Consider the following 14,273-nt stretch of genomic DNA (forward strand, 5'->3'; position numbering starts at 1 on the left):
ATTCCGACTGCATTGAGCAGGCCGACGGTGCCGCGCCGTCCGACGCGCCGTATGCCCTCCTCGACAACAACAATGATGAACCGAACCATCCGACGCCTTCGCCCGTTCGTGCGCGCCGCCGCGCGCGTGCTCGCCTGCACTGCGCTGCTCGGCGTGCCGCCGGCGCTGCATGCGGCCGACACCGCGGCCACCGCCGGCACCGCACCCGCCTCCGGGCGCTACATCGTCGTCGACACCGGCCATACGCCCGCTCACCCGGGCTCCACCGGTGCGAGCGGCCGCGTCGAATACCTGTACAACCTCGATCTGTCCGCGGCGGTCGCCGAAAAACTCGCCGCGCATGGCGACCGCGTGCTGCGCACGTCGGCCGACGGCCGCGAGATCTCGCTCGACCAGCGCTCGACCCAGGCGCCCGACGCAAACCTGTTCGTGTCGATCCACCACGACTCGATGCAGCAGCAGTTCATCGACGCCGGCCGGCAACGCGAATTCCGCGGCTTCTCGGTGTTCGTGTCGGAACGCAATCCGCACTATGCGGAAAGCCTGCGTTGCGCGAAGGCGATCGCCGAGCGGCTGGTCGCGGCCGGCGAACGGCCGTCGCTGTATCACGCGCAGCCGATCCGCGGCGAGAACCGCCCGCTGATCGATCCGCCACTCGGCATTCACCGCTTCGACGATCTTGTCGTGCTGCGCACCGCGCCGATTCCGGCCGTGCTCGTCGAGGCCGGCGTGATCGTCAACCCGGACGAGGAAGCACGGCTTGCGCGTCGCGAGACGATCCAGAAGCTGTCCGCCGCGATCGCGGGCGGGATCGACGCGTGCACCACGCCGCAATAAACGATGCAATCGCCCATCGGGCCCAACGGTTTTCACCCAGTCAGGAGCATCACCATGAAAAAGAAGAATCTGCTCGCATCCTGCGCACTGCTCGCGCTTGCCGTTCCGTTCGCCGCGCACGCGGCCGGCTGCGGGAAGCCGCGCAGCGCGTTCGACCAGGTGTACTGCACCAGCACGCAGTTCTCTCAGTCCGATCGCGATCTGAACGACGAATACGGCCGCCTGCGCAAGCAACTGAGCGGCGACCAGCAGGCCGCGCTGAAGGCCGGCCAGCTCGCATGGCTGAAGCAACGCGATGCGCAGTGCAGCGAAACGCGCAACAACAGCTACCTCGTGGACATCCAGTGCGCGAACGACATGACGCAGTCGCGGCTGTCGTTCCTGCGCGAGCGTGAGCGCGAGTGCTCGAGCACGGGTTGCGTGACGTCCAGGCTCGGCGAGTAAGCTCGCCGGACGCGGTGTGCCGCCGTGCAGGTCGCGGCACACCGCCTTCGAAAGACACGACGATGCGGCATGAATTCTCCGAAGTCCTCAACGACCTGATCGACTGTTTCCTCGTCGGCGATCTTCTGCTGCTGAAGCGCTACAAGGAAACACATCGGCTGCCGGACAACGTCGCGTCCGCGTTCACGACCGGCGACAGCGGCGACAACGCCGTGCTCGAAGGCGTCGTCATTCCGCTGGCCGGTATCGAGAACCATCCGTATACGGTCATCTTCACGCTGGACGACGGCACGCCCGAACTGCTGAAGGCCGGAAGCCGCCTGCAGCATCGGCGCGGCGGATACGTGCTGCGCGTCGAACACCGTTCGGTGATGCTCTACACGTGGCGCATTCTCGAACGCTTCAACGACGAATCGGTGAACGCGCTGCTTGCGCGTTATCGCGAACCGGGCCGGCCCGTGATCGACCTCGACAACGGCTGGTACGACGTCGAAGTCCTCGGTGGCGAAGTGCCGCGCAACGGCTGGTTCGAGCCCGCGTTCGAGTTCGTGCTGAAGCGGACCGATACACCGGGCGACGCGTCGCAAGTGGACCTCGGCTACCGTTTCGCGATCGACGGCAGCCTGGATCCGGCGGAATGAATCCCGCGCGCGGCAACGCGGCAAACGGCACACGATCTGACGAGGCACGCATGACACCGAACACGACGGCGATCGACATCCGCACGGCCACCTCCGCCGACGCGCCGGCCGTCGCCGACATCCACGTCGCATCGTGGCGGGCGACCTACACGGACATCATGCCGGCGGCGTTCCTCGCCGGCCTGTCGGTCGACAAGCGCACGGCCTCGTGGCGCGGTGCGTTCGACGCCGGGCGGCCGCACGTCGCACTCGCGGTCTCGGTCGCGGACAACACGCCGGCAGGCTGGATCGCCTACGGTCCGACACGCGACACCGACAAGGATCGTGCGTGGGGAGAAATCGAAGCGATCTATCTGCACCCGTCGTATTGCGGCCGGGGGATCGGCGCGGCGCTGGTCGACCATGCATGCCGGTCGTTGCACGACCTGGGCCATGCGTGGGTGTCGCTGTGGGTCCTGCTCAAGAACCATCGGGCCAGGGCGTTCTACGAACGCGAAGGCTTCGTCGCCGAAGACGACATCAAGACGTTCGAGATCGACGGGACTCCTATCGAAGAGGTGCGCTATTGGCGCGCGTTACCGAAGCGATCGCGTTGACGGTTTCGCCGCCTCCACCGCCAGCCGCGCCTGCATCATCCGCAGCAACTCGCGAATCTTCGCGTTGACCGAATTACGGCTCGCATAAGCGGCAAGCAGTTCCAGCGGCGCCGGCGCCATCTCCAGCGGCACGCGCACCAGCCGCCCCTCGGCCAGTTCGACCGCGCACGCGCGCTCGACGAGAATCGCGAAGCCGATCCCGTTCACCGCGGCCAGCCCTGCCATCTCGCCGCTATTGACGCGATACCGGCTCGCCACCGGAATCTTGTGAATCCGCCCTTCACCGTCGGCAAATTGCCACGGCTGCCCTTTCAGCGTGCTCAACGTCGTGATGCACGGCAGTTGCGTGAGCTGTTCCGTCCGGGTCGGCAAGCCAACTCGCGCGACGAGCGACGGCGCGGCCACGACGACGCTCGGCAAACTCACGAGCGGCCTGACGACGAATGCGCTGTCGTCCAGCTTCCCGCGATTGACGATGATCGACAGGTCGATATCGTCGCGCAGCGTCGACACGCCGGCGAGGCTCGTATCGCAGTCGATTTCGACGCGCGGGTGACGGCTCGCGAATTCCGCGACGATCGGCCCGAGCATGCGCGGCCCGATTTCGCCGGGCACGCAGAGCTTCAGCACGCCGCGCAGTTCCGTCTGCTGTGACGTCAGTTCGGATTCGGCCTGCGTCAGCGCATCGAGCATCGGTCGCGCGCGCTCGTGCAGCAAACGCCCGGCCTCGGTCATGCGCAAGTGCCGCGTACTGCGCTCGAGCAGACGCACACCGAGCCTCGATTCCAGTTGCGCCACGTGACGGCTCACGTTGGAAGCCGGCATCTCGAGCACGCGCGCGGCGCCGGCGAAGCTGCCTTCGTCGACGACCGCCACGAACACACGCACCGCGTTCAGATCCAGCTTGCTCCGCATCATTAGCCCATTTCAGATATCAAAGCGTGCCGATTTTCACGGCTTATCCCGCCCGAGACCATAATTTACGATGCTCATCCCGTCAATGCGACGCCGACGCGCGAACCCGCGACCCGGCGAGCACGCGAACGACACAAGGAAGGAGCACGATGGAAATCGCCATTCTGGGCGCCGGCATTGCCGGCATGAGCACCGCACTCGCACTCGCCGAACGCGGCCACCGGATCCGGTTGTACGAACGCCGGCCATCGGAATCGACGATGGGCGCGGGCGTCGTGCTGTGGCCGAATGCCGGCTTCGTGCTCGAGCAACTCGGCCTGCTGCCGGACATCGTCGAGGTTGGCGGTCACCTGCACGCGATGCGACGCATCGACCGGCACGGCACCGCGCTCAAGGCTACCGATATCCGCGCACTCGACCGCCGCATGGGTTTCCCGACGTGTTCGATCCTGCGGCGCGACCTGCAGGCCGTACTGGCACGGCACGTCGCAGCGCGCGGCATCGACGTCCGCTTCGGCCACGGGGCGACGGCCATCGAAACCGGAACGGACGGCCGCGCCATCGTTCACTTTGACAACGGAACGACGATCGCCCCCGATCTCGTGATCGGCGCCGACGGCCGCATGAACTCCGTCGCGCGACACTACGTGGTCGGTCACAACACGCCCGTCTACCAGGGATTCGTCAACTGGATCGGTATCGCGCAAAGTGATGTGCCGCTGGTCGACGAGGTGTCGGTATTCGACTACTGGGGTGTGCGCGAGCGCTTCGGCATCGTCGCAATCGACCGGCATCGGATGTACTGGGCGGCGGCATGGCCCGAAACCGGCCCGGGCAAGGTGACGGAAAGCAATCCGGCGACGATGCTGGAACGGCGCTTCGCTGCGTGGCCGGCACCCGTCGCGAATGTGATACGTGCGACACCGTCGGACACGATCACGAAGATCCACGTGCACGATCTCGATCCGGTCGACGTGTGGCATCGCGGCAACGTGCTGCTGATCGGCGATGCCGCTCACGCCCCGCTACCGACCTCCGGACAAGGCGCTTGCCAGGCGCTCGAGGACGCGTGGCACCTTGCCCGTTGCCTCGACGAGCACGCGGCACGCAACGACAGCAACCTCGATGCCACGCTCGCCTCCTTCACGCTGCGGCGCCGCTCGAAAACCACGGCAATCACCGAGCGTGCGCGTGATTTTGCACACCTGCTGTTCGGCGAGAACGTGAACGATAGCGCGCGACAACAGATCGACCCGGTCGCGGAAATCGAGGCCCTGACAAACGCGTGGGGCGCGCACCTGCCGATGGCGCAGGCGCGCTGACGACAAGACGCACGAGTGTCAGCATTCGCTTACAGAAACCACCGATACTCCCGCGCACCGATTTCATTGCGAAAATCCAGCTCCTCCTGCCGCTTGTTCTCGCAATACACCATCACGAACTCGCTGCCGAGCCCTTCGCGCACGGCCGGATGATCCTGCATCGCCGCGACGGCCGACAGCATCTCCTTCGGGAAATCGATCCCGCTGCCGCGATCCTCGTTCAGCGGCGCGATCGGCTCGATCCGTGCATCGAGCCCATGCTCCATCCCCGTGAGAATCGCGGCGAGCACCAGATACGGGTTCGCGTCCGCGCTCGCGAGCCGGTGCTCGATCCGCAGGTTGCGTGCATCCGACTCGGGAATCCGGATGCACGCATCGCGATCCTCGAAGCCCCAGCTTGCGCGGCTCGCCGCATTCACCATCGATCCGTAGCGCCGGAACGCGTTGTGATTCGGCGCGAACACGGGCATGCAGTGCGGCAGCACCGCGAGGCATCCGGCCACCGCGTGCCGCAGCGGCTGCTGCCCGTCCGCCGCGAGCAGGTTGCGCCCCGCATCGTCGTAGAGGCTCACGTGCACGTGCATCCCGCTGCCCGGCGCATGCAGGTACGGCTTGCCCATGAAGCTCGCGCGATAGCCGTGCTGCAACGCGACGCCGCGCGTGCTGCGGCAGAACAGCGCCGACCAGTCGGCCGCGCGCAACGCATCGTCGGTGTGGCCGAAATTGATCTCGAACTGGCCGGGACCGAGCTCGGCCGTGATCACCGTCGCGTCGACGCCCTGCTCGCGCGCAGCCTCGACCATCTCGTGCAGCACGTCGGAGAAGCGCGACAGGCGCTCGATATGCATGTTCGGCTGGTCGTCGCGATCGTCGCTCAGGCGGTCGCGCGGATACTGTGGCATCCCTTCCGCGAGCTGCGCGGCGAACAGGTAGAACTCGAGCTCGAACGCAACGACCGGCCGGATGCCGCGCGCCGCGAAACGCCGCAGCACGCGCGCGAGCACCTCGCGCGGCTCGAACTCGATCGGCGAATCGGTGCCGTCGGAGCTGATCAGCATCTGCGCGAGCGGCTGCCGCTCCCAGCGCACGGGCTTCAACGTGCCGGGAATCAGCCGGCGCGGCGCGTCCGGGTCGCCGTCGTTGAAGCAGTAGTCGCCGATCTTGTAGAGGCCGCCCTGTGTGCCGAGCAGCACGCAATTCTGCGGCAGCTTCAGCAACGAGCCCGACGCGACCTTTTCGAGCGCGTCGATCGGGTAGCGCTTGCCGTAGAAATGCCCGGGCAGGTCGAGGCAGATCAGGTCGACATAACGGATCTCGGGGTGCGCCTGCCGGAATGCGCGGACTTCACCGACCAGCGCGGGAACGACGTCAGCCATGTCTCATCCTTTCCATGTCTTGTATGGCGGTGCCGCAGCGCGGCGAACCGGATTCACGCGCATGCACCACGTCGCATGCATCATGTCGATCAGTACTGCAAACAGGCTGCGTGGCGGGGCGGCCCGTCATGCCGCCCGCCCCGCCGACCACTCAGGTGAATACCCAGATCACGCGCGTCGGCGCGTCGGTCAGGTTGGCATAACGGAAACGCTTGTGCGCGGGAAGCTGGAATGCGTCGTTCGGGCCGAGCGTGACCGGTGTGTCGTCGCCGTCGATCCAGATCGTCAGTTCTCCTTCGAGCACGAAACCGCCCTGCTCGTCGCTGTCGTCGACGGGCCGCTCGCCGCTGCTCGCGCCCGGCGCGAGATGGCTTTCGAGGATCGAGAAGCGCGAGCGCATGTTCGGCGACACGAGGATGTCGGTAATGCCGGCCGCGTAATACACGGTGCGCCGCTCGTCGGGCCGCGTGACCCACGGCACGCTGCGCGGCTTGCTCAGGCTGTAGAAATAGGTGGTCGGCACGCCGAGCGCCTCGCCGATCGCGGTGAGATCCGCGACCGTCGGGCGCGACAGCCCGCGCTCGACCTGCGACAGAAAGCCGACCGAGCGGCCGATCCGTTCCGCGAGATCGTTGAGCGTGACCTTGCGATGCTTGCGCAGGTCGCGGATCAGGATCGCCAGGCTTTCTATCTCTTCCTGTTCGTTCATGGTGGGTTCCGGTGTACTCAAACGGTATCGCGCAGACGGTACCAGGCCTTGCCGACCGCTTCCAGCGGCGCGGCGAGCCGGTCGCCGCCGGGGAAGCGCGGGTTGCGGATGCGCTGGTACTGCGCAAGCAGGCGTTCGTCGCCGAGCACGGCGTCGGCCACCGCGCGCGCGCCCGCGAGCGTCGGCAGCACGCCGTGCCCCGAGAAGCCCTGCAGCCAGAAACGCTGCCCGAGGCGGCCGATGTCCGGCGTGCGGCGCATGCTGATGTCGATATGGCCGCCCCACGCGTAATCGAGCGGCACGCCGGCCAGCTGCGGAAACACGCGTTCGAGGTGCGGGCGCGTGGCCGCCGCGATATCGGCCGGAATGCCGCCGAGATACGTGCAGCCGCCGCCGAACAGCAGCCGGTTGTCGGGGCTCAGCCGGAAATAGTCGGGCACGAACTGGTTGTCGATCACGCAGCTGTTCCGCGGCAGCAGCGAACGCGCGACGTCGGGCGCGAGCGGCGCGGTCGCGACCTGGTACGTGCCGACCGGCAGCAGCCGGCGCGCGAGGTCGCGATCGAGCCGGTCGACATACGCGTTGCAGGCCAGCACGAGGACGTCCGCGCGCACTTCGCCGCGCGCCGTGCGGGCGACGTGGCCCCCGGCCGTTTCGCGGCAGTCGAGCACGCGGCTCTGCTCGAAGATGCGGCCGCCCGCGCGCTCGATCGTCCGGGCGAGGCCGAGCGCGAGCTTCAGCGGGTTCAGGTGGCCGGCCTCGGGATCGTAGAGCGCCGCGAGATAGCGCGTGCCGCCGATCCATTCGGGCAGGTCGGCCCGCTCGATCACGCGCAGCCGGTCGTAGCCCCAGCGCTCGGCCGCTTCGTCGCGGGCCTGCGCGAGCATCGCGACGCGGCGCGGCCGCACCGCCGCCCACAGGCTGCCGGGCCGATAGTCGATGTCGAAACCATGCCGCCCGGGCAGTTCCCGCACCTCGATCGCGGCCCAGCGCATGCTGTCCCACAGCAGGCGCGCGCCGTCGCGGCCGAGCGAATCCTCGAGCGGCTGCATGTCGCACGACCAGCCGAGCAGCGCCTGCCCGCCGTTGCGGCCCGACGCGGCCCACGCGACGCGGCTCGCTTCGAGCATGACGACCCGCTTGCCGGCGAGCGCAAGGCGCAGCGCCGTATGCAGCCCGCTGAACCCCGCGCCGACGACGAGTACGTCGGCGTCGATGCGCTCATCCAGTTCCGGACGATGCGGGATCGGCTCCGGATACGTACCGGCGTAGTAGCTTGCGACGTGACGGTCGGACTGCACGAACATGCGGACTCCCGTGAAATTCTTGCCGAGAAATTTCATGAAAAAGTAGCATGACAATTTCATGGGGGCAAGCGGGCTGTCGCGATGCGTCCAACTTGAGTCCGACGAACTAAAGTCGCGCTCTTTTCAGGGGGTTGCCGCCCGCAAATAGCCGCTGGTCTGCCAAATTGAAAGAACTCCAAACAAATCTTGGGGCCGGCTTACACCCCCGGCTCGGCGACTACCTGCTGGATCTCCTGCGGCCTGTTCTGCCGCTCGATCCGAGCATTGATTTTTCATTAAAATCAGCAGCTTAGGCCGAGATGCGGCGGATTTTTTTGAGAATCCCGGTCAAGCCTCACACACGCTCGACACAACCCAGCAAGTTGTGCGGCCAGGAATCAACACCAATGACTTGGCAAGCGTGCCCAGGAGCCATCTCAATTTCTCGGCAGTTCGGAATGTTCGATTCCCTGAAACCATCCAATCACCATGAGTTAATAAATTAACTCATTTGTTTCACCAGATGCATCTATCGAAGTTAATAAACAGCAAAAAGAGATTTCCAAATACTGGGAAGCCAATCCAAAATCACGATCGCGATTTAGCATGCTGAAATTTTCCGGTCAACGAAATTTTCTAGTCGAAAGTTTTAATAAAAAACCCTTGATCCCCTGTTGTATCGCTTAAAAATTTACATATACTTTGCTCACAATTTCGTCAGGAGATATCGGCGTCACTTCTCCGGGAAATTGAAAACGATTTGAAAGAAGAGATGTGTCGAAGGCGGCACGGGCACGAAATGCTTTTGCCACTCGATTGCCGTAAATCAGCACCAAAGCAATTGATAAGTCGGTTACGTTCAAATAACCGTCGAGGTAGTTATTGCCGAACCCGGTCAAATTGCCCTCAGCACTATTCCGAAGGGTCGATATCCGTCGTTTCGAGTTCCGCCGATGTCAGGGCGGGTAAGGAGATACCGATTAATAAGCCAGCGGGTGCTTTCCGAGTCGTGGAGTTGGTATATCCACGTGGTGTTGATTTATCTATCGGACATACGTGACGTTCGAACACAACTCACGGTGCACATTTTGAAATCCGGCGTTGCATCGCCGATCTCACCACCAATCCCCACAGCTTCCCGAGCGAATGCCGGTCTCGCCGACATTGATCCGGCCGCCTGGAGTTTGAATACGCCATGCTGACACTAAGACTCGCACCCGCGGCCCCGCCTGCATTGCGCGGCTTGCTAGAGAACCTCTCACACGAGGAGCGTCGCGTCGACGACTACATTCCCCTCACCGCCAACGAGAACCGCATGTCGGATCTCGCCTGTGCGGTACAGGCCAGCCTGCTCTCACACCGATATCTCCTCGGCCAGGCCGACGAGCGCGGCGAGCAGGGCCGCGATTTCGTCAAGGGCGGCCTCATGCTTGATGGCCTTCCCGCCGTGACGGCGCTCGAGCAGCGGGCGGTCGCGGCAGCGCGTGCGATGTACGGAGTCGAGGCCGTCGAATTGCGCCCCCTCTCCGGGCTGCATGCGACGCTGGCGACGCTGCTGTCGCTGTCGCGGCCGGGCGCCGTGGTGCTGTCGATCGATCCCGCACACAACGGACATTTCGCAACGCGCGGCCTCGTTACCGCGCTCGGCCGCCGCTCGGCGTACCTCGCGTGGGACAAAGCGCGCGACATAATCGACGCCGAGGCCGCGGCGCGCCAGGTCGAGGCCCTGCCCGATGGCTCGCTCGTGCTGATCGACCACAGCGCACCTCGTTTCCCTCAGCCCGTCGCCGCATTGCGCGCGGCCGTGCGCAGCGACGTGTGTATCAGCTACGACGCGTCGCATACGCTCGGCCTCATCGCGGGCGGTCAGTTCCAGGATCCGATCGGCGAAGGTGCCGACGTCCTCCAGGGCAACACGCACAAGACATTCCCCGGCCCGCAGAAAGGCATGATCCTCGCGGCACGCGAGGCCGTGGGCCGGCGAATCGGCGAGACGATGTGCGACTACGTCATCTCCAGCCAGCACACGCATCACGCGCTCGCGCTGTACGTGACGCTGCTCGAGATGGAAGTGCACGCCAGGGCGTATGCGCGCCAGGTCGTGACGAACGCGCTCGCGCTGGCCGATGCCCTCAGCGCAATGGGCTTCGCGGTGCGTCGGCGCGCCGACGGCGCGGCCACGGCGTCGCACATGCTGTTGATCGGCGGCTTCGAGGGCGGGCGTGCCTACGAGTTCTGTGCGCGCTTGCGTGCATGCGGCCTGTCGGTCAACGCGCGGACCGATCGCGCCGGCGAATTGATTCGCATCGGCATCCAGGAACTCACGCGTCGCAACGTGCGGGTCCGCGACATCAAGCCGCTCGCGGAGCTGATCCGACGCGCGGGCAGGACGGACGAATCGCCCGACCGCATCCGTGCCGACGTGCGCGAATACCTCGGCCAGTTCGCGGCCGTGGGCTATTCGTTCTGCGAGCCGGACCTTACCTCCGCGACCCGCGCTGCGCCGCGCCCATCCGGCGACCACCCCATCGAGTTTGCATCCGATTGTTGAGAGGGACTCCCCCATGCAACCCGCAACCACGCCCCGCCTGCCGACGATTGGCTTTTCCACCAACGTCCTGAATCATCCGACCAACACGGCGCTCGCGCCGGCCGATGTTGCCACCGCGGTCGCCTTCCTGTCCGAACGTTTCGGCGCCGTGGAGATCGAGATATCGGAAGACGCCCAGCCCGCCGTCCTCGAATGCGGCCACGAGCGTTACGACGCACTCGTCGCCTCCCTCCGCGAAACCGCGCAACGCACCGGCGTGCGCCTGAGCGTGCACGCGCCCTGGTTCGGGGAGGCCACGAACCTTGCGTCGCCGAGCGCCGACGAGCGCGCGCGTTCGATCACCCTGCTCTCGCGCGCCGTTGACTTCGGCGCCGACATCGGTGCGCGCATCGTGACCTGCCACCCCGGCTACCACGAAGGCCAGGAACGAGAGATCTTCAACCGCCACTTGCACGAATCGTTGGTGGAGGCGGTGCGCTACGCCGAGTCGCGCGGCGTGCAGATCAGTCTCGAGAACATGGGCGACGAACGCCCTTCCTACATCGTCCACTCGGTCGAGGAACAGATCGCCATGTGTCAGGCCACGGGCGCTCGCGTGACCCTGGACGTGATCCACCTGCGCTCACGCTACGACAGCGAGGCCGACTTCCTCGACGCGTTGACGCAGATTGCGCCCTACGTCGCCAACGTCCACATCGCCGATATGAAGGGGCGCAACCATGCCCACGTACCGATCGGCGACGGCGATTTCCCGCTCGACGAAGTCCTGCACCGTCTCGGCGCCGCAGGCTATGAGGGCGGAGCGATCGTCGAGGAGTTCGTGCGCAACTGCGACTTCCAGCGCTTTCTGGACAAGGCCATCGACTACCGCGCCCGCTTCGAGGGTCACGACCGGGCACGCGACGTCGCCGGCCCTTCCAACACGCCCGGTGGGACCTCCCTGCGTGAGGGCGACGTTCGGACCGTCGCGATCGGCGCGGCGCCGGGTGGCAGCACCATCGTCGTCGTCGGCCGTGCCGGCACGACGACCTTCGTCAACTCCTGCCCGCACACGGGTGCCCGTCTGGACTCGATGTCGCCGCTCTGCACCGAAAACGGCTACCTTGTCTGCAGCGTCCACGGTGCCCTCTTCGACGCATCGGGCCACTGCGTCAAGGGCCCGTGCGCCGGCCGCTCGCTGACATCGGCGCGCGACGAAGTGAACGGCGAATCGTGGACCGACACCGCGGCATCCAACAGCGTCCAGGAACTTCCCGCCCGATGACGCGCGCGCGCCTCGATCTCGCTACCTTGCGAGCGGCGGCCGCGCCTACGCTGCCGCTGCTCGGCTCCATCGTCGTATCGTTCATGACGGTGGGGGCGGCTGCGCGCAGCGCGGGCTTCAACCTGCCCGACGCCGTTGCCATGACGGCATTCGTATTCGCTGCGCCCGCGCAGCTCGTGATGATCGACATGCTCAAGTCGGGCGTCGGCATCGGCGCGGTGAGCGCGGCCGTCGTGATCATCAACCTGCGCCTGCTGTTCATGGCCTTCACCGTGGTCAGCAGCCTGCGCACAGTGCCGGCGCGGCGCATGGCGATCTGGTGCGCGATGCTGAGTGGCCTGTCGTTCACGCGCTTCAAGCTGCGCCAGCGCGATAGCGAGGCGGAGGAGGACGCGTGGCGCGAGGAGCTTGAGCTCGCAGTGTCCTGCGTGCTGCTGTATGTCGCTGCGGTCCTGTCGACGGCCGTGGGCAACGCACTCGGCGGCCTGGCGACGCCGGTGTGGGTCGATGGCCTCGACGTGATGGTCGCGATGCTGCTCGTGGGCCGCATCTTCAACGCCGGGGGCGGCCCCGGCTTCGTGACCGTGGCAATCGCCTGCGCAGTGCTGACCCCGTTGTCCAAGACGCTGAACCCGGCCTTCGGCACGCTGCTGATGGTGTTCGTGCTGTCCTGGCTGTTCGCGGTCTCGCCGCGCATCGTCGACGTCATGGGCCGCCCTCGGCGTCAGGCACATTCGCAAAAGCCATGACACACCTTGCCATCTGGTCCGTGATCGCGGTTACCGGCGCCCTCACGCTGGCGCTGCGCCTGCTCCCGCTGCTTGCGAGGCGTCGCATGACCGGAGAAATCTCGCCGACCATGGATCGCTTCAACCGCGCCTTCCTGGCTTGCTGCATTGCCTCGATGGTGGTCGGCCTGCTGCTCCCGGGCGGCATCTCGCCGCTCTCGGGCGGCTGGCACCGCGAGGCAGCCCTGGTCGGCGTCATCGCCCTGTACCTCGTGATCTCCCGCTTCTACGACGGGCTGCTGCTTGCGCCGGCGCTTGCGCTCGCCTTCGTAGCCGTCCGAACCTATTTTCCCTGAATGCTCCTCATGACTGCAGACGACAAGATCCTCATCCTCGGCGGCCGCGACTCAAGCGTCGAGTGGCTGACCGAACTCGGTTGCCGCGCCGACCTGATACAAAGCGAGAAAGGCCTGACCGAGCGCCAGCGCGCTGCTGCAAGCGAAGTCTTTCTCGCCGAGCACGACGACGTCGCGCGCATCGCCGACTTCGCCCTCCGCGAGCATGCGCGCAGGCCTTATGCGAGCGTCATTACCTTCCAGGAACCCTGGCTCCTCGCGGCGGCGGCCGTCGGCGAAGCGCTCGGCGTGTGCTGGAATCCGCCCGCAGCCATCCGCACCGCGTGCGATAAGGCCGCGACGCGCGACGCCCTTGCCGCCGCTGGCTGCAACGGCGTGCGCTACCGCCGCTGCGCTGACCTGGACGACGCACGGGCCTTCCTCGCGGAAATTGGCGAGCCGATCATCGTCAAGCCGGTGGGAGCGAGCGGGAGCCGCGGTGTCGGTCTCGTGCGCGACGCTTCCGAGCTCGAGGCCGCCTGGCGGCACGCCACCGGCGCGAAGGGCGGCGCCATCATCGTCGAGGAATACGTCGACGGCCCGGAGTTCAGCGTCGAAACCATCAGCGCGGACGGCGTGCATGAGGTGCTGGCGGTGACGGAGAAGCTGACCACGGGCGCGCCGAACTTCGTCGAACTCGGGCACGTGATCCCGGCCTCGCGCGGCGTGCACGATCTCGAAGCCCTCGGTGCTGCGGCGATCGATGTGCTGACCGCAATCGCCCATCGCAACGGGCCCTGCCATTCCGAGTTCCGGCTCACCCCGCAAGGGCCGAAGGCCATCGAGACGCAGACGCGTCCAGGCGGCGACCAGATCTGGGAGCTCGTGCACATCGTGACGGGCCGCAACGTCTATCGCGAAACCCTGGCGCGCCTGTACGGGCGCGCCATCGAACCCCTGCCGCAACAGGCACCGGCCGCGGCGATCCGCTTCCTCTTGAGCCCCGGCGCCGGCACGGTCAAGGGTATCGACAATATCGAGCACGCCGCGGCGGTGCCGGGCGTGCGCGCCGTGCATCTCGACGCCAAGACGGGCAGCCGCGTCGCGCCGGCCGCGAGTTCCAGTCAGCGACTCGGTTATTGCCTGGCCGTTGGCACGACGCCTGGTGAAGCGGCCACCGCTGCAGAGAATAGTCGCGATCGGCTGCGAGTCGTCCTCGACACCACCGCAGCCTGACTTGCCGGCCTCGACAACCCCCTTTGCGCCGGG

14 protein-coding genes are annotated in these 14,273 nt (G+C 66.2%); 10 read left to right on the forward strand and 4 right to left on the reverse strand.

What is annotated here, in order from left to right:
* Positions 1-72 precede the first annotated feature (72 nt).
* The 4 genes from FOZ70_RS11140 (at position 73) to FOZ70_RS11155 (ending at position 2,518) form a co-directional block, all read left to right on the forward strand.
* Complete coding sequence (locus tag FOZ70_RS11140) at positions 73-837, forward strand: N-acetylmuramoyl-L-alanine amidase (RefSeq protein ID WP_219705890.1); 765 nt, start codon at positions 73-75, stop codon at positions 835-837.
* A gap of 54 nt (positions 838-891) precedes the next feature.
* Positions 892-1,281 carry a lysozyme inhibitor LprI family protein gene (locus tag FOZ70_RS11145; protein ID WP_021163471.1) on the forward strand — a complete coding sequence of 130 codons (390 nt, stop codon included), beginning with the start codon at positions 892-894 and terminating at the stop codon, positions 1,279-1,281.
* Positions 1,282-1,343: 62 nt separating this feature from the next.
* A complete protein-coding gene (locus FOZ70_RS11150; protein ID WP_021163470.1) occupies positions 1,344-1,922 on the forward strand; it encodes a hypothetical protein in 579 nt (192 codons plus the stop codon).
* 50 nt (positions 1,923-1,972) lie between these two features.
* Entirely contained in the window at positions 1,973-2,518 is a 546-nt protein-coding gene (locus FOZ70_RS11155; protein WP_219705891.1) for a GNAT family N-acetyltransferase, read from the forward strand.
* On the opposite strand, the gene FOZ70_RS11160 is transcribed toward FOZ70_RS11155, so the two are convergent.
* Positions 2,498-3,433, reverse strand: coding sequence for a LysR family transcriptional regulator (locus tag FOZ70_RS11160; RefSeq protein ID WP_059485482.1), 936 nt, complete (start codon positions 3,431-3,433; stop codon positions 2,498-2,500). The two genes, FOZ70_RS11155 and FOZ70_RS11160, sit on opposite strands and share 21 nt — an antisense overlap.
* Positions 3,434-3,582: 149 nt before the next feature.
* Here FOZ70_RS11160 and FOZ70_RS11165 point away from each other — a divergent pair, with 149 nt between their 5' ends.
* The gene (locus FOZ70_RS11165; RefSeq protein ID WP_219705892.1) at positions 3,583-4,755 is read left to right on the forward strand and encodes an FAD-dependent oxidoreductase; all 1,173 of its coding nucleotides are present in this window, start codon (positions 3,583-3,585) and stop codon (positions 4,753-4,755) included.
* A 29-nt stretch (positions 4,756-4,784) separates the two neighbouring features.
* On the opposite strand, the gene FOZ70_RS11170 is transcribed toward FOZ70_RS11165, so the two are convergent.
* The 3 genes from FOZ70_RS11170 to FOZ70_RS11180 all read right to left on the reverse strand — a co-directional run bounded on the left by FOZ70_RS11170 (position 4,785) and on the right by FOZ70_RS11180 (position 8,147).
* Positions 4,785-6,131, reverse strand: a complete 1,347-nt coding sequence (locus FOZ70_RS11170) for a glutamine synthetase family protein (protein ID WP_021163466.1) — start codon at positions 6,129-6,131, stop codon at positions 4,785-4,787.
* Between the two features lie 151 nt (positions 6,132-6,282).
* On the reverse strand, positions 6,283-6,840 hold the full coding sequence (locus FOZ70_RS11175) for an XRE family transcriptional regulator (RefSeq protein WP_021163465.1): 558 nt from the start codon (positions 6,838-6,840) through the stop codon (positions 6,283-6,285).
* 17 nt (positions 6,841-6,857) lie between these two features.
* On the reverse strand, positions 6,858-8,147 hold the full coding sequence (locus FOZ70_RS11180; RefSeq protein ID WP_124469531.1) for an FAD-binding oxidoreductase: 1,290 nt from the start codon (positions 8,145-8,147) through the stop codon (positions 6,858-6,860).
* Positions 8,148-9,321: 1,174 nt separating this feature from the next.
* Between FOZ70_RS11180 and FOZ70_RS11185 the strand changes: the two genes are divergently transcribed.
* Genes FOZ70_RS11185 through FOZ70_RS11205 form a run of 5 tightly spaced genes read left to right on the forward strand, consistent with a single transcriptional unit; the run spans position 9,322 to position 14,240 of the window.
* Positions 9,322-10,677, forward strand: a complete 1,356-nt coding sequence (locus FOZ70_RS11185) for a hypothetical protein (RefSeq protein WP_081068622.1) — start codon at positions 9,322-9,324, stop codon at positions 10,675-10,677.
* Between the two features lie 13 nt (positions 10,678-10,690).
* Entirely contained in the window at positions 10,691-11,941 is a 1,251-nt protein-coding gene (locus FOZ70_RS11190; RefSeq protein ID WP_059650156.1) for a TIM barrel protein, read from the forward strand.
* A complete protein-coding gene (locus FOZ70_RS11195; protein WP_219705893.1) occupies positions 11,938-12,690 on the forward strand; it encodes an AzlC family ABC transporter permease in 753 nt (250 codons plus the stop codon). Before FOZ70_RS11190 ends, FOZ70_RS11195 begins: the two co-directional genes overlap by 4 nt.
* Positions 12,687-13,025 carry a hypothetical protein gene (locus FOZ70_RS11200; protein WP_059650152.1) on the forward strand — a complete coding sequence of 113 codons (339 nt, stop codon included), beginning with the start codon at positions 12,687-12,689 and terminating at the stop codon, positions 13,023-13,025. Before FOZ70_RS11195 ends, FOZ70_RS11200 begins: the two co-directional genes overlap by 4 nt.
* A gap of 9 nt (positions 13,026-13,034) precedes the next feature.
* On the forward strand, positions 13,035-14,240 hold the full coding sequence (locus FOZ70_RS11205; RefSeq protein ID WP_185597844.1) for an ATP-grasp domain-containing protein: 1,206 nt from the start codon (positions 13,035-13,037) through the stop codon (positions 14,238-14,240).
* Positions 14,241-14,273 lie beyond the last annotated feature (33 nt).

This window comes from Burkholderia sp. COPS, from assembly GCF_019425585.1.
In the GTDB taxonomy this organism is placed as follows: Bacteria; Pseudomonadota; Gammaproteobacteria; order Burkholderiales; family Burkholderiaceae; genus Burkholderia; species Burkholderia cepacia.

Bases quoted from the DNA above. Each gene is read 5' to 3' on its own strand.
- FOZ70_RS11140 (WP_219705890.1), top strand. From the start codon at position 73: ATGATGAACCGAACCATCCGACGCCTTCGCCCGTTCGTGCGCGCCGCC.
- FOZ70_RS11145 (WP_021163471.1), top strand. From the start codon at position 892: ATGAAAAAGAAGAATCTGCTCGCATCCTGCGCACTGCTCGCGCTTGCC.
- FOZ70_RS11150 (WP_021163470.1), top strand. From the start codon at position 1,344: ATGCGGCATGAATTCTCCGAAGTCCTCAACGACCTGATCGACTGTTTC.
- FOZ70_RS11155 (WP_219705891.1), top strand. From the start codon at position 1,973: ATGACACCGAACACGACGGCGATCGACATCCGCACGGCCACCTCCGCC.
- FOZ70_RS11160 (WP_059485482.1), bottom strand. From the start codon at position 3,433: ATGCGGAGCAAGCTGGATCTGAACGCGGTGCGTGTGTTCGTGGCGGTC.
- FOZ70_RS11165 (WP_219705892.1), top strand. From the start codon at position 3,583: ATGGAAATCGCCATTCTGGGCGCCGGCATTGCCGGCATGAGCACCGCA.
- FOZ70_RS11170 (WP_021163466.1), bottom strand. From the start codon at position 6,131: ATGGCTGACGTCGTTCCCGCGCTGGTCGGTGAAGTCCGCGCATTCCGG.
- FOZ70_RS11175 (WP_021163465.1), bottom strand. From the start codon at position 6,840: ATGAACGAACAGGAAGAGATAGAAAGCCTGGCGATCCTGATCCGCGAC.
- FOZ70_RS11180 (WP_124469531.1), bottom strand. From the start codon at position 8,147: ATGTTCGTGCAGTCCGACCGTCACGTCGCAAGCTACTACGCCGGTACG.
- FOZ70_RS11185 (WP_081068622.1), top strand. From the start codon at position 9,322: ATGCTGACACTAAGACTCGCACCCGCGGCCCCGCCTGCATTGCGCGGC.
- FOZ70_RS11190 (WP_059650156.1), top strand. From the start codon at position 10,691: ATGCAACCCGCAACCACGCCCCGCCTGCCGACGATTGGCTTTTCCACC.
- FOZ70_RS11195 (WP_219705893.1), top strand. From the start codon at position 11,938: ATGACGCGCGCGCGCCTCGATCTCGCTACCTTGCGAGCGGCGGCCGCG.
- FOZ70_RS11200 (WP_059650152.1), top strand. From the start codon at position 12,687: ATGACACACCTTGCCATCTGGTCCGTGATCGCGGTTACCGGCGCCCTC.
- FOZ70_RS11205 (WP_185597844.1), top strand. From the start codon at position 13,035: ATGACTGCAGACGACAAGATCCTCATCCTCGGCGGCCGCGACTCAAGC.